Annotated in this window: 21 protein-coding genes and 1 pseudogene; 15 read left to right on the top strand and 7 right to left on the bottom strand. The window is 65.4% G+C overall.

All coding sequences use genetic code 11. The annotated features are described in order from the left end of the window. Positions 1 to 31: 31 nt before the first annotated feature. The 4 genes from AC07ZH_RS09620 to AC07ZH_RS09605 all read left to right on the top strand — a co-directional run bounded on the left by AC07ZH_RS09620 (position 32) and on the right by AC07ZH_RS09605 (position 3,738). Positions 32 to 943 carry an ABC transporter permease gene (locus AC07ZH_RS09620; RefSeq protein WP_495199539.1) on the top strand — a complete coding sequence of 304 codons (912 nt, stop codon included), beginning with the start codon at positions 32 to 34 and terminating at the stop codon, positions 941 to 943. 141 nt (positions 944 to 1,084) lie between these two features. Then, positions 1,085 to 2,053 carry an ABC transporter ATP-binding protein gene (locus AC07ZH_RS09615; RefSeq protein WP_495199538.1) on the top strand — a complete coding sequence of 323 codons (969 nt, stop codon included), beginning with the start codon at positions 1,085 to 1,087 and terminating at the stop codon, positions 2,051 to 2,053. Beyond that, positions 2,050 to 3,057 (top strand): ABC transporter ATP-binding protein, encoded by a 1,008-nt coding sequence (locus AC07ZH_RS09610; RefSeq protein WP_495199537.1) that lies wholly within the window; start codon positions 2,050 to 2,052, stop codon positions 3,055 to 3,057. The genes AC07ZH_RS09615 and AC07ZH_RS09610 overlap by 4 nt, the downstream gene beginning before the upstream one ends. 177 nt (positions 3,058 to 3,234) lie before the next feature. After that, complete coding sequence (locus AC07ZH_RS09605) at positions 3,235 to 3,738, top strand: YbhB/YbcL family Raf kinase inhibitor-like protein (protein WP_495199536.1); 504 nt, start codon at positions 3,235 to 3,237, stop codon at positions 3,736 to 3,738. A gap of 136 nt (positions 3,739 to 3,874) precedes the next feature. Here the strand turns inward: AC07ZH_RS09605 and AC07ZH_RS09600 are convergent, their stop codons facing one another. Then, complete coding sequence (locus AC07ZH_RS09600) at positions 3,875 to 4,720, bottom strand: MurR/RpiR family transcriptional regulator (protein WP_119109488.1); 846 nt, start codon at positions 4,718 to 4,720, stop codon at positions 3,875 to 3,877. Positions 4,721 to 4,840: 120 nt separating this feature from the next. Here AC07ZH_RS09600 and tal point away from each other — a divergent pair, with 120 nt between their 5' ends. Beyond that, a complete protein-coding gene (tal, locus tag AC07ZH_RS09595; RefSeq protein WP_495199535.1) occupies positions 4,841 to 5,788 on the top strand; it encodes a transaldolase in 948 nt (315 codons plus the stop codon). Positions 5,789 to 5,861: 73 nt separating this feature from the next. Here the strand turns inward: tal and AC07ZH_RS09590 are convergent, their stop codons facing one another. Continuing rightward, positions 5,862 to 7,283, bottom strand: coding sequence for a sensor histidine kinase (locus tag AC07ZH_RS09590; protein WP_495199534.1), 1,422 nt, complete (start codon positions 7,281 to 7,283; stop codon positions 5,862 to 5,864). 234 nt (positions 7,284 to 7,517) lie between these two features. After that, a complete protein-coding gene (locus tag AC07ZH_RS09585) occupies positions 7,518 to 8,234 on the bottom strand; it encodes a response regulator transcription factor (protein WP_495199533.1) in 717 nt (238 codons plus the stop codon). 152 nt (positions 8,235 to 8,386) lie between these two features. Here AC07ZH_RS09585 and AC07ZH_RS09580 point away from each other — a divergent pair, with 152 nt between their 5' ends. The 6 genes and pseudogenes from AC07ZH_RS09580 (at position 8,387) to AC07ZH_RS09555 (ending at position 14,939) form a co-directional block, all read left to right on the top strand. Further along, a complete protein-coding gene (locus tag AC07ZH_RS09580; RefSeq protein WP_495199532.1) occupies positions 8,387 to 9,637 on the top strand; it encodes an ABC transporter substrate-binding protein in 1,251 nt (416 codons plus the stop codon). A 19-nt stretch (positions 9,638 to 9,656) separates the two neighbouring features. Then, positions 9,657 to 10,842, top strand: a pseudogene (locus AC07ZH_RS09575) (carbohydrate porin). A 131-nt stretch (positions 10,843 to 10,973) separates the two neighbouring features. Then, entirely contained in the window at positions 10,974 to 11,852 is an 879-nt protein-coding gene (locus AC07ZH_RS09570) for a carbohydrate ABC transporter permease (protein WP_495199531.1), read from the top strand. Further along, a complete protein-coding gene (locus AC07ZH_RS09565; RefSeq protein ID WP_495199530.1) occupies positions 11,842 to 12,711 on the top strand; it encodes a carbohydrate ABC transporter permease in 870 nt (289 codons plus the stop codon). The genes AC07ZH_RS09570 and AC07ZH_RS09565 overlap by 11 nt, the downstream gene beginning before the upstream one ends. A gap of 7 nt (positions 12,712 to 12,718) precedes the next feature. Next, complete coding sequence (locus AC07ZH_RS09560) at positions 12,719 to 13,780, top strand: ABC transporter ATP-binding protein (RefSeq protein ID WP_495199529.1); 1,062 nt, start codon at positions 12,719 to 12,721, stop codon at positions 13,778 to 13,780. A gap of 181 nt (positions 13,781 to 13,961) precedes the next feature. Then, positions 13,962 to 14,939 (top strand): glucokinase, encoded by a 978-nt coding sequence (locus AC07ZH_RS09555; protein WP_495199528.1) that lies wholly within the window; start codon positions 13,962 to 13,964, stop codon positions 14,937 to 14,939. A 16-nt stretch (positions 14,940 to 14,955) separates the two neighbouring features. On the opposite strand, the gene zwf is transcribed toward AC07ZH_RS09555, so the two are convergent. After that, positions 14,956 to 16,410 (bottom strand): glucose-6-phosphate dehydrogenase, encoded by a 1,455-nt coding sequence (gene zwf, locus AC07ZH_RS09550; RefSeq protein ID WP_495199527.1) that lies wholly within the window; start codon positions 16,408 to 16,410, stop codon positions 14,956 to 14,958. 164 nt (positions 16,411 to 16,574) lie between these two features. Here zwf and pgi point away from each other — a divergent pair, with 164 nt between their 5' ends. The 4 genes from pgi to eda all read left to right on the top strand — a co-directional run bounded on the left by pgi (position 16,575) and on the right by eda (position 21,895). Further along, the gene (gene pgi / locus AC07ZH_RS09545; RefSeq protein ID WP_495199526.1) at positions 16,575 to 18,134 is read left to right on the top strand and encodes a glucose-6-phosphate isomerase; all 1,560 of its coding nucleotides are present in this window, start codon (positions 16,575 to 16,577) and stop codon (positions 18,132 to 18,134) included. 21 nt (positions 18,135 to 18,155) lie between these two features. Continuing rightward, the gene (locus AC07ZH_RS09540) at positions 18,156 to 19,367 is read left to right on the top strand and encodes an AGE family epimerase/isomerase (RefSeq protein WP_495199525.1); all 1,212 of its coding nucleotides are present in this window, start codon (positions 18,156 to 18,158) and stop codon (positions 19,365 to 19,367) included. A gap of 135 nt (positions 19,368 to 19,502) precedes the next feature. Further along, complete coding sequence (gene edd, locus AC07ZH_RS09535; RefSeq protein WP_495199524.1) at positions 19,503 to 21,272, top strand: phosphogluconate dehydratase; 1,770 nt, start codon at positions 19,503 to 19,505, stop codon at positions 21,270 to 21,272. Then, positions 21,263 to 21,895: a bifunctional 4-hydroxy-2-oxoglutarate aldolase/2-dehydro-3-deoxy-phosphogluconate aldolase gene (gene eda, locus AC07ZH_RS09530; RefSeq protein WP_495199523.1), complete on the top strand. Its 633-nt coding sequence runs from the start codon at positions 21,263 to 21,265 to the stop codon at positions 21,893 to 21,895. Before edd ends, eda begins: the two co-directional genes overlap by 10 nt. Positions 21,896 to 22,017: 122 nt before the next feature. On the opposite strand, the gene AC07ZH_RS09525 is transcribed toward eda, so the two are convergent. The 3 genes from AC07ZH_RS09525 to AC07ZH_RS09515 are packed head-to-tail and all read right to left on the bottom strand — an operon-like array spanning position 22,018 to position 24,777. Continuing rightward, complete coding sequence (locus AC07ZH_RS09525) at positions 22,018 to 22,902, bottom strand: ABC transporter permease (protein ID WP_119109165.1); 885 nt, start codon at positions 22,900 to 22,902, stop codon at positions 22,018 to 22,020. Positions 22,903 to 22,942: 40 nt separating this feature from the next. Beyond that, positions 22,943 to 23,749, bottom strand: a complete 807-nt coding sequence (locus AC07ZH_RS09520; protein WP_119109164.1) for an ABC transporter ATP-binding protein — start codon at positions 23,747 to 23,749, stop codon at positions 22,943 to 22,945. A 20-nt stretch (positions 23,750 to 23,769) separates the two neighbouring features. Next, on the bottom strand, positions 23,770 to 24,777 hold the full coding sequence (locus tag AC07ZH_RS09515; protein WP_495199522.1) for an ABC transporter substrate-binding protein: 1,008 nt from the start codon (positions 24,775 to 24,777) through the stop codon (positions 23,770 to 23,772). Between the last annotated feature and the right edge of the window lie 78 nt (positions 24,778 to 24,855).

The raw sequence follows: 24,855 nt of genomic DNA, 5'->3' as shown, positions 1-24,855 counted from the left end.
GCCCCCGACACGCCACAAGGATGGCCTGCGCATGAGGGCCATCGTGCGGCGCGTTTGGGACAGCGACCTGGCGCACAGCCTGCGCAGCTCGCCGGTTGCCATGGCGGCGGCGGCGGTGGCGCTCGTCTGTGTGCTGGCCTCGCTGTTTGCTGGACAGATCGCGCCGCACAACCCGTTTGATCTTGCGAGCCTGGAGCTGGGTGATTCGCGCCTGCCGCCCGCCTGGAGCGAGCTCGGTTCGCGCAAATACCTGTTGGGCACGGACGACCAGGGCCGGGATATCCTGTCCGCGGTCATGTACGGCGCGCGTATCTCACTCATCGTCGGTGTTGCCTCGGTGGTGTTGTCGGTGCTGGTCGGCGTGACGCTGGGGCTGGTCGCGGGCTACCTAGGCGGCTGGGTGGACGGCCTGCTGATGCGCTTGTGCGATGTGATGCTCTCGTTTCCGGCCATTCTGGTGGCGCTGCTGATCGCCGGGGTGGGGCGGGCGATGTTTCCGGATGCAGACGAGTCACTCGCCTTTGGTGTGCTCATCCTGTCGATTTCGCTGACCGGCTGGGTGCAGTACGCACGCACCGTGCGTGGCTCCACGCTGGTCGAACGCAGCAAGGAATACGTGCAGGCGGCGCGTGTCACCGGTGTGCCGCCGCTGCGCATCATGCGCCGGCATGTGCTGCCCAACGTGATGGGGCCGGTGATGGTGCTGGCCACCATCCAGGTCGCCACCGCCATCATTACCGAGGCAACACTGTCGTTCCTGGGTGTCGGGGCGCCCGTGACCTCGCCGTCGCTGGGCACCTTGATTCGCGTGGGCAACGACTACCTTTTCTCCGGCGAATGGTGGATCACCGTCTTCCCCGGCCTCATGCTGGTGCTGATTGCGCTGTCGGTGAACCTGCTGGGCGACTGGCTGCGCGATGCACTCAACCCAAGGTTGCAATGACCCCCCTGTGTCGCTTCGCTCCATCCCCCCCAAGGGGGGACACAGCCAGCGCGGCGGGGCGGCCCTTGCGCGGCTGCTGCTGGTGTGGGCTGCGCCGGTGTTTTGCGCTGCGGGGCTTCCATAGCGCAACAGACTACGCAAATGCCCCTGCTTGAAGTCAAAGACCTGGTGGTCGAATTCCCGCACCGGCGTGGCACGTTGCGGGCGCTCGACGGCATCTCGTTCGCCATCGAGCCGGGAGAAATTCTGGGTGTGGTGGGCGAATCGGGTGCTGGTAAGTCGCTGACCGGTGCTGCCATCATTGGCCTTCTGGAGCCACCAGGGCGCATCGCCTCAGGCGAGATCTGGCTCGAAGGCCGGCGCATCGACCAACTTCCACCCCAGGAGATGCGCCACGTGCGTGGCCGCCACGTCGGCGCGATCTTCCAGGACCCGCTCACCTCGCTGAACCCGCTCTACACCGTCGGGCGCCAGCTCACGGAAACCATCCTCACGCATTTGCCAATGACCCGCGCGCAGGCGCGCGAGCGGGCCATCGAGCTGCTGGCCGACACCGGCATTCCCGCGCCTGAGCAGCGCATTGAGCACTACCCGCACCAGTTCTCCGGCGGCATGCGCCAGCGGGTGGTGATTGCGCTGGCGCTGGCTGCCGAGCCACGGCTGATCGTTGCCGACGAGCCGACCACGGCACTCGATGTCTCCATCCAGGCGCAGATCATCCAGTTGCTCAAAAGCGTTTGCACCTCGCGCGGCGCGGCCGTCATGTTGATCACCCACGATATGGGGGTGATCGCCGAAACCTGCGACCGAGTGGCCGTGCTCTACGCCGGGCGCGTGGCGGAAATCGGCCCGGTGCACGCGCTCATCAACCACCCTGCGCACCCCTACACGGCAGGGCTCATGGCGGCCATCCCCGACATGGCCCAGGACCGGGAGCGTTTGCACCAGATCGACGGCGCCATGCCCCGGCTGAACGCCATTCCGCCCGGATGCGCCTACCACCCGCGCTGCCCCGAAGTGTTTGCGCGCTGCCGTGCCGAGCGTCCCGACCTGCTCGACGCAGGGGCCACGCGCGCGGCCTGCTGGCTGCATGCCAGGGAGGGTGCATGAGCGCCTTGCGCACCGCACCGCTGGTGCAGGCCAGCGACCTCGCCAAGACCTTTGACGTCTCCGCGCCCTGGCTCAACCGCGTCATCGAGCGGCGACCCCGCACGCTCCTGCATGCCGTCGATGGCGTGAGTTTCGAGATCGGGCGTGGCCAGACGCTGGCGCTGGTGGGGGAATCGGGTTGCGGCAAGAGCACGGTGGCGCGCCTGCTCGTGGGGCTGTACCAGCCGTCGCGCGGAAGCTTCCAGTTCGATGGCCAGGATGCGCACGCCGGTTTTTTGGGTGCGCAATCGCAGGCGCTGCGCCGCCGCATCCAGATGATTTTCCAGGACCCGTACGCCAGCCTGAACCCGCGCTGGCGGGTGGAGGACATCGTGGGCGAGCCGCTGCGCGAGCATGGCATGGCGAGCGGCAAGGTGGATCTGCGTGAGCGCGTTGGCGTGCTGCTCGAATCCGTAGGCCTGTCGCCGCTCGACATGGCCAAGTTTCCGCACCAGTTCTCGGGCGGGCAGCGCCAGCGCGTATCGATTGCCCGGGCGCTGGCGACCGAACCCGAATTTCTGGTCTGCGACGAGCCCACCTCGGCGCTTGACGTGTCGGTGCAGGCGCAGGTGCTCAACATCATGAAGGACTTGCAGCAGCGCCTCGGCCTGACCTACCTCTTCATCAGCCACAACCTGGCCGTGGTGCGGCATGTGAGCGACGCCGTGGGCGTGATGTACCTGGGACGCCTGGTCGAATTGGCAGACAAGGCGAGCCTGTTTGCCGAGCCGCGCCACCCTTACACGCGCATGCTGCTCGACGCCATCCCCAAGATGCACGACACCGGCCGCGCGCGCACCCCGGTGCAGGGCGAAGTGCCCAACCCGCTCGCGCCGCCGCCGGGCTGCGCCTTCAACCCGCGCTGCCCGCACGCCAACGATCGCTGCCGCAGCGAGCGGCCGGCCCTGCTGAGCCTGGGCGGCATCCGCATCGCCTGCCATGCCGTGGAAGAGGGGCGGATCTGAGAGAGCGTCAGAGCGCGAATTTGCTCCTGTATAGATAGCTGGTAGCGCTTACCCATCAAGCGCTAGAGGCCATTTTTGCTACTATTTTTTGGCTGGGCTGAGGATGTTGCGCGCGACACGAACGCACCCGTCTGCTACAACCCACTGTCAACGTTTTGATCGGAACAGGAGACAGACATGGGCCACTTCACCCTCAGCAGCCCCGACATTCCCGCCGGCGGCAGCGTTCCCGCGCATTTTGAGTTTGACGGCTTTGGCTGCTCGGGCCGCAACGAATCGCCCGCGCTGTACTGGAGCGGCGCGCCCGAAGGCACCAAAAGCTTTGCCCTCACGGTCTATGACCCGGACGCCCCCAGCGGTTCGGGCTGGTGGCACTGGTTCGTGATCGACCTTCCAGCGGGCACTGCCGCGCTGGCACCGAACGCGGGCGCCAAGGGCGGTGTCAGCCTGCCGCGGGGTGCGCGGCAGATCCGCAACGACTACGGCGCCTTTGCCTGGGGCGGCCTGTGCCCGCCGCCCGGTGACAAGCCGCACCGCTACGTCTTCACGGTGCATGCCCTGGGCGTGGACAGGCTCGAAATTCCCGACGATGCCTCGGCGGCGTTGGCGGGATTCATGGTGAACGCCAACACCTTGGCCAAGGCCAGTTTCACCTCCACCTACGGACGCCCGGCGCAATAGTCCTTCAGACATTGGGGACCGGCCTCTGAAGCCTTGCACCTGGCCCACGGCTGGGTGCTGCGTGCATGGTTGCTATGCTAGATATAGCTGTCAACGCCCGTGGGCATTGCCCTAGAGCCCTAAAACAGTCGAAATTTCACGTGTACCGTTTCGCCCGCAGGTTGTCCTTCATCTGCTGCAGCACGGGTTGCAGCGAGCTGCCGATGCGCAGCGCCACGCAGGTGGCCAGCACGTCGATGATGAGCAAGTGCAGCAGGCGCGAGACCATGGGGCTGTAGCGGTCGTAGCCCTCGGGGTGGTCGGCGGCGAGGTGGATGTGGCAGGCGCCGGCCAGCGGGGAGCCACTCGACGTGATGGCAATCGTTGTCGCGCCATTGCGCCGTGCGATGTCCGCCGCGTCCATCAGGTCGCGCGTGCGGCCCGAGTTCGAGATGATGACCAGGCAATCGCCCTTGCCCAGCAGCGTCGCGCTCATCACCTGGATATGGCCGTCGCTGGTAGCGAGCGATGTCACGCCCAAGCGAAAGAACTTGTGCTGTGCGTCCTGCGCGACGATGCCCGAATTGCCGGCGCCGTGGAATTCAATGCGCCCGCGCTGGCGCCAGGTGTCCGCCAGTGCCACCGCCGCACGCTCCAAGGCGCTGGTGCTCGCCGCGTTGCGGTACTGCAGAAAGGCGGCCACGGCGTTGTCCACCACCTTGACCAGCACGTCGCCCGTCTTGTCGTCCAGGTCCACGCTGCGGTGGATGAAGGGCACGCCCTCGCTCACGCTGCCGGCGAGCTTGAGCTTGAAGTCGGCCAGGCCGTCGTAGCCCATGCTGCGGCAGAAGCGCACCACGGTGGGTTTGCTGACCTGCGCGCGTTCGGCCAGTTCGCGCACCGGCAGGCGGGCGAAGGCGCGTGGGTCGAGCAGCACCAAACGGCCCACGCGCTGCTCGGCAGGCGCCAGCGAGGAGAGGGATGCGGTGATGCGGTCGAGCATGGTGAAGGAAGCGGAGCGGGCAGGGGGATGCGTCGCAATGTAACCCGGTTTCATGGCTGTGCAGCGGCGCATACACTTGGAAGATCCTTCTCCGTCCCACGTTTTCCCTACAGGACCCGCATGAACCAGCTCGACGCCCTCAAACAGTTCACCACCGTCGTTGCCGACACCGGCGACTTCAAGCAGCTCGCGCAGTTCCAGCCCCAGGATGCGACGACCAACCCCTCGCTCATTCTGAAAGCGGTGCAAAAACCCGACTACGCACCGCTGCTGCAATCGACCGTGGACGCCTGGCGCGGCCGTGCCCTGGACGAGGTGATTGACCGCCTGCTGGTGCGCTTTGGCTGCGAGATTCTGGCCACGATTCCAGGGCGCGTATCGACCGAAGTGGATGCCCGCCTGAGCTTTGATACCAGCGCCACCATTTCGCGTGCCGAGCGGATCATCGAGCTCTACCAGGCCGAGGGCGTTCATATCGACCGCGTGCTCATCAAGGTGGCGGCCACCTGGGAGGGCATCGAGGCGGCGCGCAAGCTCGAAGCGCGCGGCATCCACACCAATCTGACCCTGCTGTTCTCCATGGCGCAGGCCGTGGCGTGTGGGCAGGCCAAGGTGCAGCTCATTTCGCCGTTCGTGGGCCGCATTTACGACTGGTACAAGAAAAGCGCCGGCGCTGCGTGGGACGAGGCAGCGCGTGCGGGCGCAAACGACCCCGGCGTGCAGTCGGTCACGCAGATCTACCACTACTACAAGCACTTTGGGATTGGCACCGAAGTGATGGGCGCGAGCTTTCGCAACATCGGCCAGATCACGGCGCTGGCGGGCTGCGACCTGCTGACCATCGCGCCCGACCTGCTGGCCCAGTTGGCGCAGCGTGACGCCCCGCTGCCGCGTGCGCTCGATGCCGGCGCCGCGCGCGCCATGGACATCGCGGCCATTCAGTACGACGAGGCAGGGTTCCGCTACGCGCTGAACGAAGATGCCATGGCCACCGAGAAGCTGGCCGAGGGGATTCGCGCCTTTGCGGTGGATGCGGTGAAGCTGGAAAAGCTCATTCTGGCGGCCTGATGCCATTTCGAAACAAGCGTGCACTTTGTCGGCTTTACTGAGCCAGTACGTGGGTACTGTCTGCGCTTCGCCTTCACGCTTGATTGGTAAGCGCAATGATCGGGCCACTGTGCGGCAGGCGCAAACCCGCGCGCAGGCCGTGCGGCTCCATCAGCTCTGCCACGGTGCGCCCACCGTGGCGCAGCGCGATTTCCTCGACGATGGACAAGCCCAGGCCGCAGCCGCCCGCTTTGTCCGAGCCGCGCCAGAAGCGCGAAAACAGGTCTGCCAAGTGCACGGGCGAGACACCGGGCCCGTCGTCTTCAACGGCCAGAGTCGCCCAGCCATCCGGCTCGGCTGTGACGCGTACCGTCACCGTCGCGCCCTGGCCGGCATAGTGCAGGGCATTGTCGATCAGGTTGTTGAGCGCCTCGCGCAGCAGCAAGGGCTGGCCCTGCACCAGGCGCTGCGCATCGCCCTCGTAGCCCAGATCGATGTTTTGGGCCAGGGCGCGTGCGGCCCATTCGCGCGCCACTTCGCGCGCCAAGGTGGCCAGGTCAACGGGCTGCATGGCGATGCTGGCCTCCGAGCGCGCCAGCTGCAGCAGCTGGTGCACCAGATGGGCGCTGCGCCGGGCGGCAGCGAGGACTTTTTCCAGGCGCTCGCGCACCGCCGCCTCGTGGCTCTCGTGCAGCGCCAGCTCGGTTTGGGCGATCAGGCCGGCGAGCGGCGTGCGCAACTGGTGCGCGGCGTCGTTCAGAAAACGTTTTTCCATTTCCTGGCCATGCGCCACGGCTTCGAGCAGCCGGTTGATGGTGCTGGCGAGGGAACGCACCTCCTGCGGTGCCGAGGTGAGTTCAATCGGCGGCAGTGGGTCGGTGCCGCCGTGCGAGCGCGCGCCCGCGCGCTCAATCTGGGCTTCCAGCCGCTTGAGCGGCTGCAGGCCGCGCAATACGCCGGCGTAGACCAACGCACTGAGTGCCAGCCCCATCAGGCCCATGGGCAGCAGCATCTGTGCCAGCAGCTCCTGGGCAATCCGCTTGCGCACGGCGAGGCTTTGCGCCACTTGGACGCGCAGCGTCTGGCGTGCCTGGGGTGTGCCGTAGTCCACGTCCAGCAGGGCGACGCGCACGGCCTTGCCATCCAGCCGCGCCGGGTACAGCAGGGGCTCGCCTACGCGTATGCCCACCGGTGGTGGGGGCGGCAGCTGGGCGTTGCCCAGCAGAAATTTTCCTGGTGGAGACGACACCATGTAGGTGATGCGGTCGGCGGGGTCTTGCTCCAACAGGTCTTGCGCCGCCTTGGGAAAATCGACCAGTAGCCCGTCACCAATCGGCTTGATCTGCCGTGCGAGCCCCCGCACCGACTGCGTGAGTGTCTGGTCGATGCCCTTTTCGCCGTTTTGCAGTGCCAGCCGCCAGGCAAAAAAACCACCAGACAGCCACAGTACCAGCTGGGGCAACAGCAGCCACAGCAAAAGTTTGCGCTGTAGCGAGACGCCAGAGGCCGGGCGCATGTCAGCTTCCCATGACGCTGCATGCCGCCCACACCGCATGAAACTGGCGTGAACGAGGCCAGGGCCGCCGCGCAAGGGCCGCCCCGCCGCGCTGGCGGCGTTCCCCTTCCCGGCGAAGCCGAGAGAAGGGGCTGAGGGCCGCAGTTCCAAGCCTGCCTTCGCAGGCTTGGACGGCTCCGAAGGGCTTGCGCCTCTGGCGCTTGCTCGGAGCGGCACAGCGGCTCAGGGGGATGTTCATGGTTTTACCAACATGTAGCCAAGACCGCGGATGTTGCGGATGACCAGACTGGAGGAATCGAGCTTTCTGCGCAAGCGGTGGACATACACCTCAAGCGCATTCGAATTGACCGGTGGCACCACTTGGCCGGCTTCGCTGGGGCTGGCGCGCCATGCCGTCAGCACATCTTCGCGGGTGACTACCTCGCCACAGCGCTGGACCAGCAATTCCAGCAATTCCCATTCGCGCTGCGTCAAATCGAGTGGGGTTCCCTCCAACGCTGCAGTATGGCTGCCGTGGTCGATTTCCAGGGCGCCGAGGCTCGTGATCTGACCGCTTGTGGTGCTGGCGGCGTGCGTGAACGCCGGCTGGCGTGCGCGCCGCAACATCGCCTGGAGCCTGGCCTGCAGCTCCTGCATGTTGAAGGGCTTGGTGATGTAGTCGTCGGCGCCGGCGTTGAGCCCGCGCACACGGTCGTCCACGCCGTCGCGCGCTGTCAGGATGAGTACCGGCAAGCCGGCGATATGGCTGCGCACCCAGACCAGCAGCTCCATGCCGTCGGCTCCCGGCAGGCCCAGGTCCAGCATGATGCCGTCCACCACGTGCGCCTGCAAAAGCGCCATCGCCTGCGGGACACTCGATGCCGTGTGCACGCCATAGCCCAGCTGCTGGAGCTGGCCTGTCAGTGCGTCGAGCAACAGTGCGTCGTCTTCAACGATGAGGATCGTGACCATGGAATCGAGCATATCCGCGAAAGCAGTGCGGCAAGGCACTCAGGGAAAATACCAGGGCGTAAATTAATTATTGTAATTAAAGTAATAACCTGCACTGACGGCGATGCGCGTTAGGCAGGCAACCGGATTCACTACATCAAGGAGACACGGCTATGGGGAATATTACAAAGATCGCTGCTGCCGCGATTGGTCTGGCGGCGGTCTTGTCCGCCAGTGCGGGGGAAGTGGAGGTGCTGCACTACTGGACTTCGGGCGGCGAGGCCAAGTCGGTGGCGGAGCTCAAGAAGATGATGCAGGCCAAGGGCCACACCTGGCGCGATTTTGCCGTGGCGGGTGGCGGTGGCGACAGCGCCATGACGGTTCTCAAAAGCCGTGTCATCTCGGGCAACCCGCCGTCGGCTGCCCAGACCAAAGGCCCTGCGATTCAGGAGTGGGCCGCCGAGGGCGTCCTGGCCAATATGGACCCGGTTGCCAAGGCTGAGAAATGGGACGAGGTGCTGCCCAAGGTCGTGGGCGACATCATGAAATACAAGGGTTCCTACGTGGCGGCCCCGGTCAACGTGCACCGCGTCAACTGGCTGTGGGGCAGCTCGGAGGCCTTGAAAAAGGCCGGCGTGGCCACCATGCCCAAAAACTGGGACGAGTTCTTTGCCGACGCCGACAAGCTCAAGGCAGCGGGGCTGATTCCCGTGGCGCATGGCGGCCAGAACTGGCAGGATTTCACCACCTTCGAAACGGTGGTTCTGGGCACCGGCGGCGCCAAGTTTTACGAGGACGCCCTGGTGCGGCTGGACAACAAGGCGCTGACCAGCGACACCATGAAGAAGTCGCTGGAGACCTTCCGCCGCATCAAGGCGTACACCGACCCCTCTGCCCCTGGCCGCGACTGGAACTTGGCGACGGCAATGCTGATTCAGGGCAAGGCGGGTTTTCAGTTCATGGGCGACTGGGCCAAGGGTGAGTTTCTTGCTGCTGGCAAGCAGCCGGGCAAGGATTTCCAGTGTGCTGCGGCGCCGGGAACGGCCAATGCCTTCACGTTCAACGTGGACTCATTCATCTTCTTCAAGCTCAAGGATGCCTCGGCCCGCAAGGCGCAGGCCGATTTGGCCGGCTCCATCATGAGCCCCGCGTTCCAGGAGGTGTTCAACCTCAACAAGGGGTCGATTCCGGTGCGCTCGGGTGTCTCCATGGACAAGTTCGACGATTGCGCCAAGTTGTCGGCCAAGGACTTCGCTGAAACCGCCAAGAGCGGCAGCCTGGTGCCCAGCATTGCCCACGGCATGGCGGTTCCCCCTGCGATCGAGGGCGCCATCAAGGATGCGGTGAGCCAATTCGGGAACGACGACAAGATCACGGTTGCCGATGCGATGAAGCAAATCGCAGCCGCTGCGAAAACCAAATAAACCACTGAGGGATTCCATCATGAAGAAAAGATACCGCCTTGCGGCGGTGGCTTTGGCCGCCGCATGCGCCAATGGTGCCATGGCAATGGACGTTGCCGGCTTTGAATTCAACGGTTACTCGCGTGGCGGGCCGGTGTTCAACGACTCGGACGGGGTGAAAGGTGGCATGACCCTGGGTGGCGATACGCAGAAGTTCCGTCTTGGCAACGAAGGGGACAACGGCATTGAAATCAACTTGGCACGCACCTTTGATACCAATGGCGTCAAGTGGAAAGTGAACTACATGCCCTCCAAGTGGGGCAGCGGCAAGGTCGGTACCGAACAGGCCTATGTGGAAATGAGCGGCCTGCCGTTCGCCCCGGAAGCCAAGTTCTGGGCCGGTCAGCGCCGCCTGCGCATCCAGGACGTGCACATCGTCGACTACTTTCTGTTGAACTACGGCGACAACGAGGGGGCCGGCGTGACGGATATTGCCGTTGGCAACATGAAGCTGGGGATCGGCGTCTTTAGCGGTGACAAGTTTGACGGCAATCTGCCGACCGGGGCCAAAGCCCACCGCGTCAACGCCGATCTCTCGGAGATCAATACCAATCCGGGTGGCAAGCTGCGGGTGCTGCTGACGGCGGTGGGGGGCAGTGGCCAGGTCAACGGCGGTTCGGGCACCGGCATTTCGATTTCGCACAACCAGACCGATTTTCTGGTCAAAGGGCTGAACAACGCGCTGTTCCTGCAAACCTCGCAGGGCCATGCGCGTATCGACGGCGAGTTTGAGTCGATTGATGGACTGAACGCCGGCAAGCGTGTGACGCGCATCGCGGACTCGATCAACTGGCAGCGTGGGCCCTTCGGTGGGCAGGCCTTGGTCGCCTACGAGACCAGCAAGTCCGATCTCGGGGGGGCCAACGACCAAAGACTTCTCGCTGGGCGGGCGGGCGTCGTACGCCTTCACCGAGCATGTCAAGGCGCTGGCCGAGGTGTCGACCACCACGCGCAAGGGCGTGGGTGCGGATCAGCGCTTGAACAAAATCACCCTGGCAGCCGCGCTGGCGACAGGGGCGGACTTCTGGTCGCGTCCTGAGCTGCGCCTGTATGTGACCCGGGCCAACTGGAACCAGGCGGCGGCCGTGGCCAATGCGGGGAGTTTCGGCGCCAACGGGAAAACCTCACGCACGTTGGTGGGCGTGCAGTACGAGGTGTGGTGGTAAGAGGGGTAGTGAGTTAACCAAGGGTTGCTTTGTTCTTGGGGGCGCCTCGGCGCCCCCCTTTTTATGCAGGCAGCATGGGCTGGCGTGGGCAACACCCGGTCCTGCGCCATGCAGAACACAACGTTTAAGCAATGAAGAATTCATTTGAACACTGGCTTCCCAAGGTGGTCGTGGCACCCGCCTTCGTGCTTGGGTTTGCCTTTATTTATGGCCTGATGGTCTGGAATGGGGCGCTCAGCCTCACGACCTCGCACATGCTGCCCAGCTACGAGTGGGCGGGCCTGGCGCAGTACCGGGAACTCTGGGGCATGGAGCGCTGGTGGGTGGCCCTGAAGAATCTGGGTATTTTTGGCGTCGGCTATGTCGGCGGCTCTCTGTTGATCGGCGTGCTGCTGGCGGTGCTGCTGGACCAGAAAATCCGCGCCGAAGGCGTATTGCGCACCATCTACCTCTACCCCATGGCGCTGTCGTTCATCGTCACGGGAACGGCCTGGAAGTGGCTGCTCAACCCCGGCATGGGCATCGAGAAGCTGGTGCGCGGCTGGGGCTTTACGGGGTTCACTTTCGACTGGCTGGTGGATACCGACAAGGCGATCTACTGCCTGGTGATTGCCGGCATCTGGCAGAGCGCGGGTTTTGCCATGGCGCTCTTTCTGGCGGGCCTGCGGGGCATTGACGACAGCATCATCAAGGCGGCGCAGGTCGATGGCGCCTCGCTGCCGCGCATCTACTGGCGCATCGTGCTGCCGGCGCTGCGGCCCGTGTTCTTCTCGACGCTGATGGTGCTCTCGCACCTGGCGATCAAAAGCTTTGACCTGGTGATGGCGCTCACGGCCGGCGGCCCCGGCTACGCCACCGATGTTCCGGCGACCTTCATGTACACCATGTCCTTCTCGCGCGGCCAGGTGGGCCTGGGCGCGGCGAGCGCCACCATGATGCTGGCGACCGTCGCGGCCCTGGTGGTTCCCTACCTCTATAGCGAATTGCGGAGCAAGCCCCATGAGCACTAAGCGCTCTGTAGCCCCCTCAGTGGGCCGATTGTTGGTGTATGGGGTGCTGGCGCTGGCGACTGCCTTCTTCCTGCTGCCGCTCTACGCCATGCTGGTTACCTCGTTCAAGGATGCGCAGGAGATCCGCTCCACCTCGCTCCTGGCCCTGCCGAGCGCGCTCAATGGCGATGCCTGGCGCATGGCTTGGTCGGGTGCCTGCACGGGGGTCGATTGCCATGGCCTGCGGCCGTTCTTCTGGAACTCGGTGTTGATGGTGGTGCCAGCGGTGCTTATCTCCACCGTCTGGGGCGCACTCAATGGCTACGTGCTCAGCCTGTGGAAGTTTCGCGGCAGCGACGCGCTGTTCGGCCTGCTGCTGTTTGGCGTGTTCATGCCCTACCAGGTGGTGCTGCTGCCGATGAGCCAGGTCCTGGGCTGGCTAGGCTTGTCGAGCTCGATCGGCGGGCTGGTGTTGGTGCACTGTCTGGCCGGGCTGGCAGGCACGACGCTGTTTTTCCGCAACTACTACGCCGCGATTCCGAAAGAGCTCGTGAATGCCGCGCGTATGGATGGCGCGAGCTTCTGGCAGATTTTCTGGCGCATTGTGCTGCCACTGTCCACGCCCATCATCATGGTGGCGCTGATCTGGCAGTTCACCAACATCTGGAACGATTTTCTGTTTGGCGTGGTGTTCTCGGGGGCCGACTCCAAGCCGATCACGGTTGGGTTGAACAACCTGGCCAATACGTCGAGCAGCGTCAAGGCCTACAACGTGGACATGGCCGCGGCCATCATCGCAGGCCTGCCGACCATGGTCATCTACGTGTTGGCAGGGCAGTTTTTTGTGCGCGGCCTGACGGCTGGCGCGGTCAAGGGGTAAACCAAACATGGCGTCTTCACTGGAAATTTGCGGCATCAACAAGCGCTTTGGCAAAGGCGACAAGAGCGTGGAAGTGCTGCAAAAAATTGATATCCACGTCGCCCCGGGCGAGTTCCTGATCCTTGTCGGCCCTTCGGGCTGCGGCAAATCGACGCTGCTGAGCATCATTGCCGGGCTGGCCGAGCCGACCGAGGGCGAAATCCGCATCGCTGGCAAAAACGTGGTTGGCATGGCGCCGCGCGACCGGGACATCGCCATGGTGTTCCAGAGCTACGCGCTCTACCCGACGCTGTCGGTCGCCGACAACATCGGCTTTGCGCTGGAGATGCGCAAGATGCCCAAGGTCGAACGCCAGAAGCGCATTGCCGAAGTCGCCGCCATGCTGCAGATCAGTCACCTGCTGGAGCGCCGACCCGGCCAGCTCTCGGGCGGGCAGCGCCAGCGCGTGGCCATGGGGCGGGCGCTGGCGCGCCAGCCGCAGCTCTTTTTGTTTGACGAACCGCTCTCCAATCTGGACGCCAAGCTGCGTGTGGAGATGCGCGCCGAGATCAAGCGCCTGCACCAGGCGAGTGGCATCACCAGTGTCTACGTCACGCACGACCAGGTCGAGGCCATGACACTGGGCTCGCGCATCGCCGTCATGAAGGGCGGCGTGGTGCAGCAGTTGGGCTCGCCGCACGACATCTACAACCGCCCAGCCAACACCTGGGTGGCGGGCTTCATCGGCTCGCCGACCATGAACCTGCTGCGCGGTACGCAGGTGGGTGGCCTGTTTGACTTGCCGCAGGTGCCGCTGTCACTCGCAGCACCGCCGGGGCCGCGTGAGCTGCTGCTGGGGGTGCGCCCCGAGCACCTGGAGCTGGTCGACGGCGCTGCCTGGCGCGGCGAGGTCAGCGTGGTAGAGCCCACCGGGCCCGACACCTATGTGACGGTGGATACCGCTGCGGGCAGCGTTACGCTGCGTACCGACGCCCAAAACCGCGTGCAGCCGGGGGAGCGTGTCGGACTGGCGGTTGCGCCTGCCCATGCCCACTGGTTTGACGCCCGGACGGAAGACCGCATCGCCTGAGCGCACGCTGGGCTGGCCGGCCAGCGGGTTGGTGTGGCTTGGTCCTCTGCCCGCTGTGGTCTGGCACCATCCGAAAATTTGGAGTAAAAATGGGCTTTTGCGCATATTCCATATGCGCTTCAAGCTACATAAATAATAGCTTTCCGCTCCAAGAAGTTTTGGGGCACGCAGCGGCCGTCTTATGCAAATTTCTCGCCTTCTTGCCGACATTGGCGGCACCAACATCCGCCTTGCCTGGCAGGCCGCGCCAGGCGGCACGCTGAACGATATCCGTGTACAGCCCTGCGACGACTACCCCACGCTCACGGCGGCGGTGCAGGACTACCTCGCGCAGGTGCCGGTGCCCGAGCCACGTGAGGCTGCGTTTGGCATCGCCAACCCGGTCACCGGGGACGCCATCCACATGACCAACCACCACTGGAGCTTTTCGCAGCGCGCGGTGCGCGATGCCTTGGGCTTGCAGCGGCTGGTGTTTGTCAACGACTTCACCGCGCTGGCGCTGGCGCTGCCGCGGCTCACCTCGGAGCACCTGCGCCCCGTGGGGGGCGGTGAGGCGGTGGCAGGCAGCGCTGTGGCGCTGATCGGGCCGGGCACTGGCCTGGGTGTCTCGGGCCTGGTGTTTCCGCCGGGCAGTGAAGACGGTGTGCCGCTGGCCGGTGAGGGTGGTCACGTGTCGCTTGCCGCGCATACGCAGAAAGAGTTTGACGTCATTGCCTTGCTGCACCAGCGCTACGGCCATGTATCGGCCGAGCGCGCTGTCTCGGGCGCCGGATTGGTGGAGCTGTACCACGCGTTGCGCCAGTTGGATGGACTGGAAGGGCGGGAGATAAGCGAGGCGGCGCAGGTGACGGGCCTGGCCTTAGAACAGCACGACGCGCTCGCCCTGCAAGCGCTGGAGATGTTTTGCGGGTTTCTGGGCAGTGTCGCCGGCGACCTGGCACTCACCCTTGGCGCCAAGGGCGGGGTGTACCTGGGCGGCGGCATCGTGCCGCGCCTGGGAACCTGGTTCGACCAGTCGGGCTTTCGCGCCCGCTTTGAAGCCAAAGGGCGCTTCAAGGCCTACCTGGCTTCCATCCCCTGCTGGGTGGTGGACCCCGGTGGCGCGCCAGCGCTGTACGGCGCGGCATGCGCGCTCGACAGTGGCCGGCCGTCGGCCTAAGCCGGCGGCCGGCGGCTCAAACTTCCTCGCTCCAGCAATGGCCTTCGCGCGCAATCATGGCGCTGGCGGCGCTTGGGCCCCAGCTGCCCGCGGCATAGGGCCTCGGGCCCGTGGGGTCGTTGCGCCAGTGCTGCAGGATGGGTTCGACCCAACGCCAGGCTTCCTCCTGCTCGTCGCTGCGCACGAACAGGTTCAAGCGTCCGGCGATCACGTCGAGCAGCAGGCGCTCGTAGGCGCCGACGCGCTCGGCGCCAAAGCGCTGGTCGAAGTCCAGGTCCAGGCTGACCTGCGAGAGCGCCGGCTCCGCCTGGTGCTGGCTGGCGCTTTGCGACAGCAACTGCAGTTCCAGCCCATCCTTGGGCTGCAGGTTGATGACCAGCCGGTTCGCCGCACCGCTGGGCGTGCGGAAAATGGGGTGCGGCACCGGGCGGAAATTGATGGCGATGTGGGCGTCGCGCCCTGCCAGGCGCTTGCCGGTGCGGATGTAGAACGGCACGCCAGCCCAGCGCCAGTTGGCGATCTCGGTGCGCAGGGCCACAAAGGTTTCGGTGGTGCTGGTGGGCGCAACGCCCGCTTCTTCCAGGTAGCCAGGCACCGCACGGCCATTTACCGTGCCGGCCGTGTACCGCCCGCGCACCACATGGTGCGCCAGTGTCTCGGGCGTCCACGGTTTGAGCGACTGCAGCACCTTGAGCTTTTCGTCACGGATGGCGCTGGCGCTGGCGTTGATCGGCGGCTCCATGCCAATGGCGCAGAGCAGTTGCAGGGCGTGGTTTTGCACCATGTCGCGCAGCGCACCGGTCTGGTCGTAGAAGGCGCCGCGCGTCTCCACGCCCAGGTCTTCGGCAATCGTGATCTGGATGTTGGCAATGGTCTCGCGCCGCCACAGAGGCTCGAACAGGCTGTTGCCAAAGCGCAGCGCAAACAGGTTCTGCACCGAGGGCTTGCCCAGGTAGTGGTCGATGCGAAAGATCTGGTCTTCCTTGAGCACTGTGCGCAGCAGCGCATTGATGGCGCGGTTGGACTGCAAATCGTGGCCCAGGGGCTTCTCCAGCACGATGCGCGTGGTGGGGCCGTTGAGGCCCGCCGCGCCAATCTGCTCGGCCACCGAGGTGAACAGCGCCGGCGCGGTGGCCAGGTACATCACCAGCGAGTCGGCATGGCGCTCGCTCACCAACGCAGCCAGGCGCGCGTAGTCGGCGGGCTGCGACAGGTCCATGCGCAGGTAGTGCAGCATGGCGCCAAACTGCGTGAACTCTTCGGCGGTGGGCCGCTTGGCCAGCTCGACCCGGCCGGCACGCTCGGCCATCAGCTCGCGGTACTGCGCATCGCTCAGGTCGTCGCGTGCCACGCCGATGATGCGGCCGCCCGGCGGCAGGGTTCCGTGGCGAAACGCCTGGAACAGCGCGGGCATCAGCTTGCGCCACGCCAGGTCGCCGGTTCCACCAAACAGCACCAGATCGAAACTCATGAACACTCTCCGTATGGGTTTGCCAGAAATTGTAATCAAGTTACATTGTTATTGGCTAAATTGGGACAATATTTTCCAGAAATATAGGCAAAAACATGTAATTTTGTTACCATATCGCCTGAATTTTGCCGTAACCTCTTCCCTGAAATTGCAAGGAGCCAAGCGTGCCACGCTGTGACCAAACCCCGGAGTGGCGGCAACTGCAAGCGCACTGCCGCGACCAGGGCCGCACGCTCGATCTGCGCGAAGCCTTTGCCCACGATGCGGGGCGCTTCGGGCATTTCAGCCAGCAGGCGCCGGAGATCTTTGCCGATCTGTCGAAAAACCTCTGGAGCCGCGAGACCGAAGCGCTGCTGCTGCAACTGGCCGCCGCCTGCGATGTCGAGGGTCAGCGCGACGCCATGCTGCGCGGCGACCCGATCAACACCACCGAGCAGCGCGCCGTGCTGCACACGCTGCTGCGCCGGCCCGCTGGCCTTGCCTTGCCCGGTGACCGCCCAGAGGTCGCCGGTTGGCTGGCGCAGGTGCACGGTACGCTGGAGGCCATGCTGGCGTATGCCGAGCAACTGCGCGCCGACAGCCGCATCACCGACGTGGTCAACATCGGCATTGGCGGCTCTGATTTGGGCCCGGCGATGGCGGTGCGTGCGCTGGCGGCGTACCGCATCGCGGGCAAGCGCCTGCATTTCGTCTCCAATGTCGATGGCCATGAGCTCGATGCCGTGCTGCAAGGCGTGCAGCCGCAGAGCACGGTGTTTCTCATTGCCTCCAAGACTTTCACCACCACCGAGACCATGGCCAACGCGCACTCTGCGCTGGCCTGGTTTGCCGCGCAGGGGGCGCGCGACGTGGGCCGGCACTTCATTGGCCTGACCACCAACACCCAAGCGGCGGCGACGCTGGGCATCACCACCTGTTTTGGTTTTTGGGACTGGGTGGGCGGCCGGTATTCGCTGTGGTCGGCCATTGGTCTGGCGCTGGCCATTGCCGTGGGAGCGGAGCATTTCCGTGCCTTTCTGGCGGGCGCGCATGCCATGGACGAACACTTCCGCACCGCGCCCGCCGCCAGCAATCTGCCGCTGCGCCTGGGGCTGCTCGATGTCTGGTACCGCAATTTTCTCGGGTTCACCAGCCGCTGCATCGCCCCCTACCATGCGGCGCTGGCCCGCCTGCCGGCCTATTTGCAGCAGCTTGAGATGGAAAGCAACGGCAAGCGGGTGGACCAAAGCGGCGCGCCGGTCGCAGGCGGCACGGCACCCGTGCTGTGGGGCGAGCCCGGCACCAATGGGCAGCATGCGTTTTTTCAAATGCTGCACCAGGGAACGGACGTCATCCCGCTGGAAATCATCGCTGTGCGCCAGGCGGCCCATGCCTTGCCTGGGCACCAGGACCAGCTCCTGGCCAATGCGCTGGCACAGGCGCAGGCCTTGATGCTCGGGTGCGAGCACGGCGACGGCCACCGCGATTTTCCGGGCAACCGGCCCAGCACCTTCTTGCTGCTCGACGCGCTCACCCCGCGCGCACTGGGGGCCCTGCTGGCTTTGCAGGAGCACCGCGTGTTTGTCAGCGGCAGCCTTTGGGGCATCAACAGCTTCGATCAGTGGGGTGTGGAACTGGGCAAGGTACTGGCGCTGGACCTTGCCGCCCGTCTGGCCAGCGGCACTACCGCCGGGCTGGATGGCTCGACCGCCGGGCTGCTGCGGCGCTTACGCACCCCTGCGTAGCACGGCATGGAGACGCTTGGCATGGCAGCTTCCCGCCCCGACTTCCGCTCCAGCGATTTCCTGCTGGTGCACATGCGCCAGACCATGGCGTTCTACGAGCCCGTGGCCACCGACCCCAGCGGCGGCATGTACCATTTTTTTCTCGACGATGGCACGGTCTACGACACCCGCACGCGCCACCTCGTGAGCGCGGCGCGCTTCGTCGTGACGCACGCCATGCTGTACCAGACCACGGGTGAGCAGCGCTATCAGGCGGGCATGCTGCACGCGCTCGGTTTTTTGCGCCGCGCGTTTCTGGACCCGTCCAGCGGGGGTTACGCCTGGCAGATCGACTGGCACGCGGGGCGGTCCACGGTGCTCGACCCCACGCGGCACTGCTACGGCATGGCGTTTGTCATGCTGGCCTACGCCTGGGCGCTGCGGGCCGGGGTGGCCGAGGCACGCGCCTGGCTGGCCGAGGCGTTTGACACCACCGAGGCGCATTTTTGGTTGCCAGGCGCCGGGCTGTATGCCGATGAGGCGGCGCCCGACTGGACGCTTGCCGACTACCGAGGGCAGAACGCCAATATGCACGCCTGCGAGGCCATGATCGCCGCGTTTCGCGCCAGCGGCGAGGTGCGCTACCTGGCGCGCGCCGAGCAACTTGCCCAAGGCATCTGCCAGCGCCAGGGTGCGTTGGCGCAGGGTTGGCCGGGCTGGATCTGGGAGCATTTTCACGCCGACTGGTCGATCGACTGGGACTACCACCGGCACGACAAAAGCAACATCTTTCGCCCCTGGGGGTTTCAGATCGGCCACCAGACCGAGTGGGCCAAGCTGCTGCTGCAGCTCGATGCTCTGGCACCGGCCCCCTGGCATCTTCCCTGTGCGCAGTTCCTGTTCCATGCCGCGCTCGATAAGGGCTGGGACGCTGTCCACGGCGGCATCGTCTATGGCATGGCGCCGGACGGCAGCGTCTGCGACGGCCACAAATACCACTGGGTGCAGGCCGAGAGCCTGGCCGCCGCCGCGATGCTGGCGCTTGCCACCGGCGATGCGCAGTATTGGCAGTGGTACGACCGACTCTGGGACTATTGCTGGAAGCATTTTGTGGACCATGGGCACGGGGGCTGGTTTCGCCTCCTGGACCAGGCCAACCGAAACCATACGCGCGAAAAGAGCAATGCCGGCAAGGTCGATTACCACAACATTGGCGCGTGCCACGACGTGTTCCAGGCGCTTGCAAGGGCATGAAGAAGGCCGCAGCGAGCGACACGACAAAGCCAGTCAATCACCATGAATTTGTAATGAACCCACCTGCGCACCACAAGCCATGCCCCACAGAGTTGCTTTTGCTGCGCCGGATAGGGGTCACTGATGGAGCCCACCATGCATGAAACCGTAGAGCGCGTGACCGCACGCATCGTCCAGCGCAGCGCCGAAACGCGCGCTGCCTACCTCGCCCATGTCGACGCCATGATCGCGCGCAGGCCGCCACAGGACCGCATGGGCTGCGCCAACCTGGCGCATGCCTACGCCGCGCTGCCTGGTGCCGACAAGCTCAAGGTGGCGGTGGAGAAGGCCCCCAATATTGGCATCGTCACCGCCTACAACGACATGCTCTCGGCCCACCAGCCCTACCAGGGCTTCCCGGCGGTGCTGCGCGACGAGGCCAAGCGCCTGGGCGCCACGGTGCAGGTGGCGGGCGGCGTGCCCGCCATGTGCGATGGCATCACCCAGGGCACGCCGGGCATGGAGCTGAGCCTGTTCTCGCGCGACGCCATCGCCATGTCTACCGCCATTGCCTTGTCGCACGACGTGTTCGATGGCGCCTTGCTGCTGGGCATTTGCGACAAGATCGTGCCCGGCCTGTTGATTGGCGCGCTGCACTACGGCCACCTGCCTTGCGTGTTCGTGCCCGCCGGCCCGATGGGCACGGGAATCTCCAACAAAACCAAATCCAAGGTGCGGGAGGACTACGCCCAGGGCAAGGTGGGCCGCCCGGAGCTGCTGGCGTCCGAGCAGGCCGCGTACCACAGCCCCGGCACCTGCACCTTCTACGGCACGGCCAACAGCAACCAGATGCTGCTCGAAGCCATGGGCCTGCATGTGCCCAACGCCGCTTTTGCCCACCCGGCCAGCGCGGAGCGCGAGCAGTTCACGCGCGATGCCCTGGCCACCGTGCTGAACATCGGCAAGCGCGGCGCGCGCTTCACGCCCATCGGCTATTTGGTGGACGAGCGCTGCATCGTCAACGCCATGGTGGCCTTGCTGGCCACGGGCGGCTCGACCAACCACCTCATCCACTGGGTGGCGGTGGCGCGCAGCGCGGGCATCTTCATCGACTGGACGGATTTTGATGAGTTGTCGTCCGCCGTGCCGCTGCTGGCGCGCGTCTACCCCAACGGCGATGCCGACGTGAACCAGTTCCAGGCTGCAGGCGGACCGCCCTGGATCCTGCGCGAGCTGCTGGACGCCGGGTTGATGCACGCGGACGTGCTCAGCGTGAATGCCGGCGGCATCCGCGCCGGCGCAAAGGCCGCGCCTTCAGTCTCGGGCGACGAAGGCGTGGTGCGCACGGCGGCGGCGCCGTTCTCGCCCACGGGCGGGCTGCGCCTGCTGCAAGGGCGGCTGGGCCGCGCCGTCATCAAGGTGTCTGCCGTGCCGGATGACCGGCATGTGGTCGAGGCGCCAGCGCGTGTCTTCGATTCGCAGGAGGCCTTGTTGGCCGCGTTTGATGCGGGCGACCTGCAAGGCGACCTGGTGGCGGTGGTGCGCTTCCAGGGCCCCCGCGCCAACGGCATGCCTGAACTGCACAAGCTCACGCCGCCGCTGGCCGTGCTGCAAAACAAGGGCTTGCGCGTGGCGCTGGTGACCGACGGACGCATGAGCGGCGCTTCGGGCAAGGTGCCCGCCGCCATCCACGTCACGCCCGAAGCCCTGGGCGGCGGACCGCTGGCGCGGGTGCGCGATGGCGACATCGTGCGTGTCGATGCCGACGCCGGAACGCTGGACGCGCTGGTGAGCGCAGAAGAATGGGATGCGCGTGCGCCCGCACAGAGTAGCGCCCCGCCAGCACACACCTTCGGACGCGATCTTTTCCACAACTTCCGGCAGAACGCTGCCGGTGCCGAACAAGGAGCCTGCACATGGCTTTGAAGACCCAGGATTTGCCCGGTTTCGGGCCTGTCATTCCCGTCATCGTGATCGAGCGCGAGGCCGACGCGCTGCCACTGGCGCGCGCGCTGCTCGCTGGCGGCGTGCGGGTGCTGGAAATCACCCTGCGCACGCCTGCCGCCCTGCCGGCCATTGCAGCGATTGCGCGTGCCTTGCCCGACGCCATCGTCGGCGCGGGCACGGTGCTGAACCCCGAGGATGCGCGGCGTGCCAAAGAAGCCGGCGCGGTGTTTGCCGTGAGCCCCGGCTACACCCACGCGGTGGGCGAGGCTTGCCGGGTGCTGGACCTGCCGCTGCTGCCCGGCGTGGCGACCTCGGGCGAGATCATGGCCGCCCTGGCGGACGGCTACGACTTCCTCAAACTGTTCCCGGCGCAGGCCGTGGGGGGTGTCGGTTTGCTCAAGGCCTGGGCCAGCCCGTTTGGCGCCGTCGGCTTCTGCCCTACGGGCGGGATCACAGCGCAGTTGGCGGGCGACTACCTCGCGCTGCCCAATGTGCGCTGCGTGGGTGGCTCGTGGCTGACGCCGCCCGATGCCGTGCGCGCAGGCGACTGGGCACGCATCACGGAACTGGCGCAGGCCACGCACACGCCGCGTGAAAAATAAGTGAAATTGGCCGCTAACGCTTATCTGGTAAGCGCTAGCAGCTATTTTTTAGATAGTGAAAGTTTGCCCCCTGTGTGATCCTGAGCGGTCAAGGGCGCAGGCGGTCACTTGGTGGGCACCCCTCAAAACACGGTGGGGCGCCACTTCAGCAATCGCGTTTCCAGCCGGGTGAGCAGGAAGTCGGCCACCAGGGCGACCACGGCGAGCACGATCATCGCGGCGAACACGCCGCTGGCGTTGAAGGCGCCCTGCGCGGTGGAAATCAACAGGCCCATGCCCTGCTTGGCGCCGAGGAACTCGCCCACCACCGCACCCACCAGGGCAAAGCCAAAGCTCACGTGCAGGCTGGCCAGAATCCAGGACATCGCCGAGGGGATGACGACCGAGGTGGTCAACTGGCGGGGCGAGGCACCCAGGATGCGCGCGTTGGCGATCAGGTATTTGTCGGCCTCGCGCACGCCCTGGAAGGCATTGCCGAACACGACAAAAAACACCATCACCACGGCGAGCGCCACCTTGGACGCCATGCCCAGCCCCAGTGCGATCACAAAGACCGAGCCCAGCACCACACGCGGCACCGAGTTGGCGATCTGGATGTACAGGCTGAAGATGTCCGACAGCAGCTTGTTGCGCCCCAGCAGGATGCCGGCAATGATCCCGCTGACGCCGCCGATCAGGAAGCCGAGTATGGTTTCCTCCAGCGTGACGGCCACCTGCATCCAGAGCGATCCCTGCGAGGTGCCGTTGCGAATCCAGTCCACGATCTGCGCCCAGATCAGCGACGGCTGCGAGTAGAAGAAGGGGTCGATCCACTTGCGGTTGGCGGCCAGCTCCCAGCCGCCGAGCACGGTGACCAGCACCGCGATGCGCAGGCCGATGATGACAAAACGGTGCCGGCGGATGGCGGCCTGTGCGAGCGTGGATTCGCGCGCCAGCGCTTCGTCGCTGAGCGAGGTGGGCAGCGCGGCTTTGCCCGGCGTCACGCTGTGGGTGGCAATGGCACTCATGGGTAGTCTCTTTGTTGGAGTAAGCAAGGGCGGAGGGGGATCAATGGATCACCACTTCTTCACGCAAATCGGCCCAGATGTGTTTCGACAGCTCGATGAAGTGCGGGTCGTAGCGCACCTCGGACATCACGCGCGGACGCGGCAGGTCGATTTCGTACACGCGCTTGAGCGTGGCCGGGCGCGCCGACAGGACGAATACGCGGTCGGCCAGCGCGATGGCTTCCTCCAGGTCGTGCGTGACGAAGACCACCGAGCCGCCCGTGCCCGACCACAGTTGCAGCAGCTCGTCCTGCATCAGCGTGCGCGTCTGCATGTCGAGGGCCGAGAAGGGCTCGTCCATCAGCAGGATCTCGGGGCTGTTGATGAAGGTCTGCGCCAGCGCCACGCGCTTGCGCATGCCGCCCGAGAGCTGGTGCGGGTAATGGTCGCCGAAGGTGTCGAGGCCGACGCGCGCAATCCAGTCGTCGGCCAGCGCATACGCCTGTGGTTTGGGCATGCCGCGAAACAGCGGGCCGGCCGCCACGTTGTCCCTGACGCTGCGCCAGGGAAACACGGCGTCGGCCTGAAACACGAACCCGATGCGCGGGTCGATGCCCTGCACCGGCTGCCCCATGATCGCCACCTCGCCCACGGTGGGCCGCAGCAAGCCGGTGATCATGTTCAGCGTGGTCGACTTGCCGCAGCCCGTAGGGCCGACGATGGCGACGAACTCGCCACGCGCCACCGACATGCTGAAGTTGCGCAGCGCCACCGTGGCGTTGCCGTCTGCGGAGATGAAGCGCAGCGAGACATCGCGGAATTCGATGGACGGGGTATTGCCTGCGCTGGCTGGCTGTTCATTCTTCATGGGCATCTTGATGGCAAGGGTTATTTGGCGTCCAGATACGCGTTGGTGTAGGTCTTGGACAGATTGATGTTCGCGCTCTTGACCTGTGGCTTGTAGGTGGCGAGCACCTTGAGCACGGTTTCCGGGCCGCCAGCGGGCATGTGCCCGTCGGTGGTGAACATGGGCAGCGAGGCTTTCAGGGCGGTCACGTACAGGGCCTTGTCGTTGCCGTAGAAGTCGCGCGGCACCAGATCGGCAATCTCTTCGGCCGTGTGGGTGTGGATATAGACCATGGTGCGCGCGAACGCCTTCGCCAGCTTCGAGGCCTCGTCCTTGTGCGATTCGGCCCAGCTGTTTTGCACGTACAGGCTCGCTGCCGGGTACAAACCCCCCAGCGCCTCCTGGGTGGTGGATTCGGTTCGCAGGTCCACCAGCACCTGGGCGTCACCCGTCTTGAGCAATTGCGAGACGGTGGGCTCCGTGGTCATGCCGGCCTGGATGCGGTCTTGCTGGATCGCGGCGATGAAGGTGTTGCCGGCGCCGACCGGCAGCAGAGAAATATCTGCCGAGGCAACCCCTTTGCGGCCGGCGAGGTAGCGGGTCAGGAAATCGGTGGACGAGCCCAGCCCGGTCACGCCCAGCGTCTTGCCCTTTGCGTCCGCCATGGATTTGAAGGTCGCAGCGGCCTTGGTCGATACCATTTCGACTTCGCCAGGAACCTTGCACAACACCGCAATGGCCTCGATCTCCTTGCCCTTGCTTTGCAAGTCGATGGCGTGGTCGTAAAAGCCCACCACACCCTGCACGGCACCGGCAATCAACTGGTTCTCCGCATTCACGCCGGCAGGCGCGGACTGCAGACTCACATCCAGGCCGGCATCCTTGAAGTAGCCCAGCTTCTCGGTCAGCATGGCCGGCAGGTAAATGATCTTGTTGATACCGCCCACCATGATGGTGATAGGCGCATCGGCCGCCTGGGCAAAGGGGGCGGCAGCGGCCAGTGCGGTGCAGAAGGCGCTGGCGATCAGGGTGCGGCGTGTGGGATGCATGGTGGTTCGTCTCCAGAGTTGTACAAAGGGCTGCGAGCGCTGGTGCCGCAGAGTTCCGCCAGTCTAAAAATTGCCATC

The sequence above is a fragment of the Simplicispira sp. GW247-4R2A genome, assembly GCF_059424465.1.
This window is presented reverse-complemented; position numbering and strand designations above follow the sequence as displayed.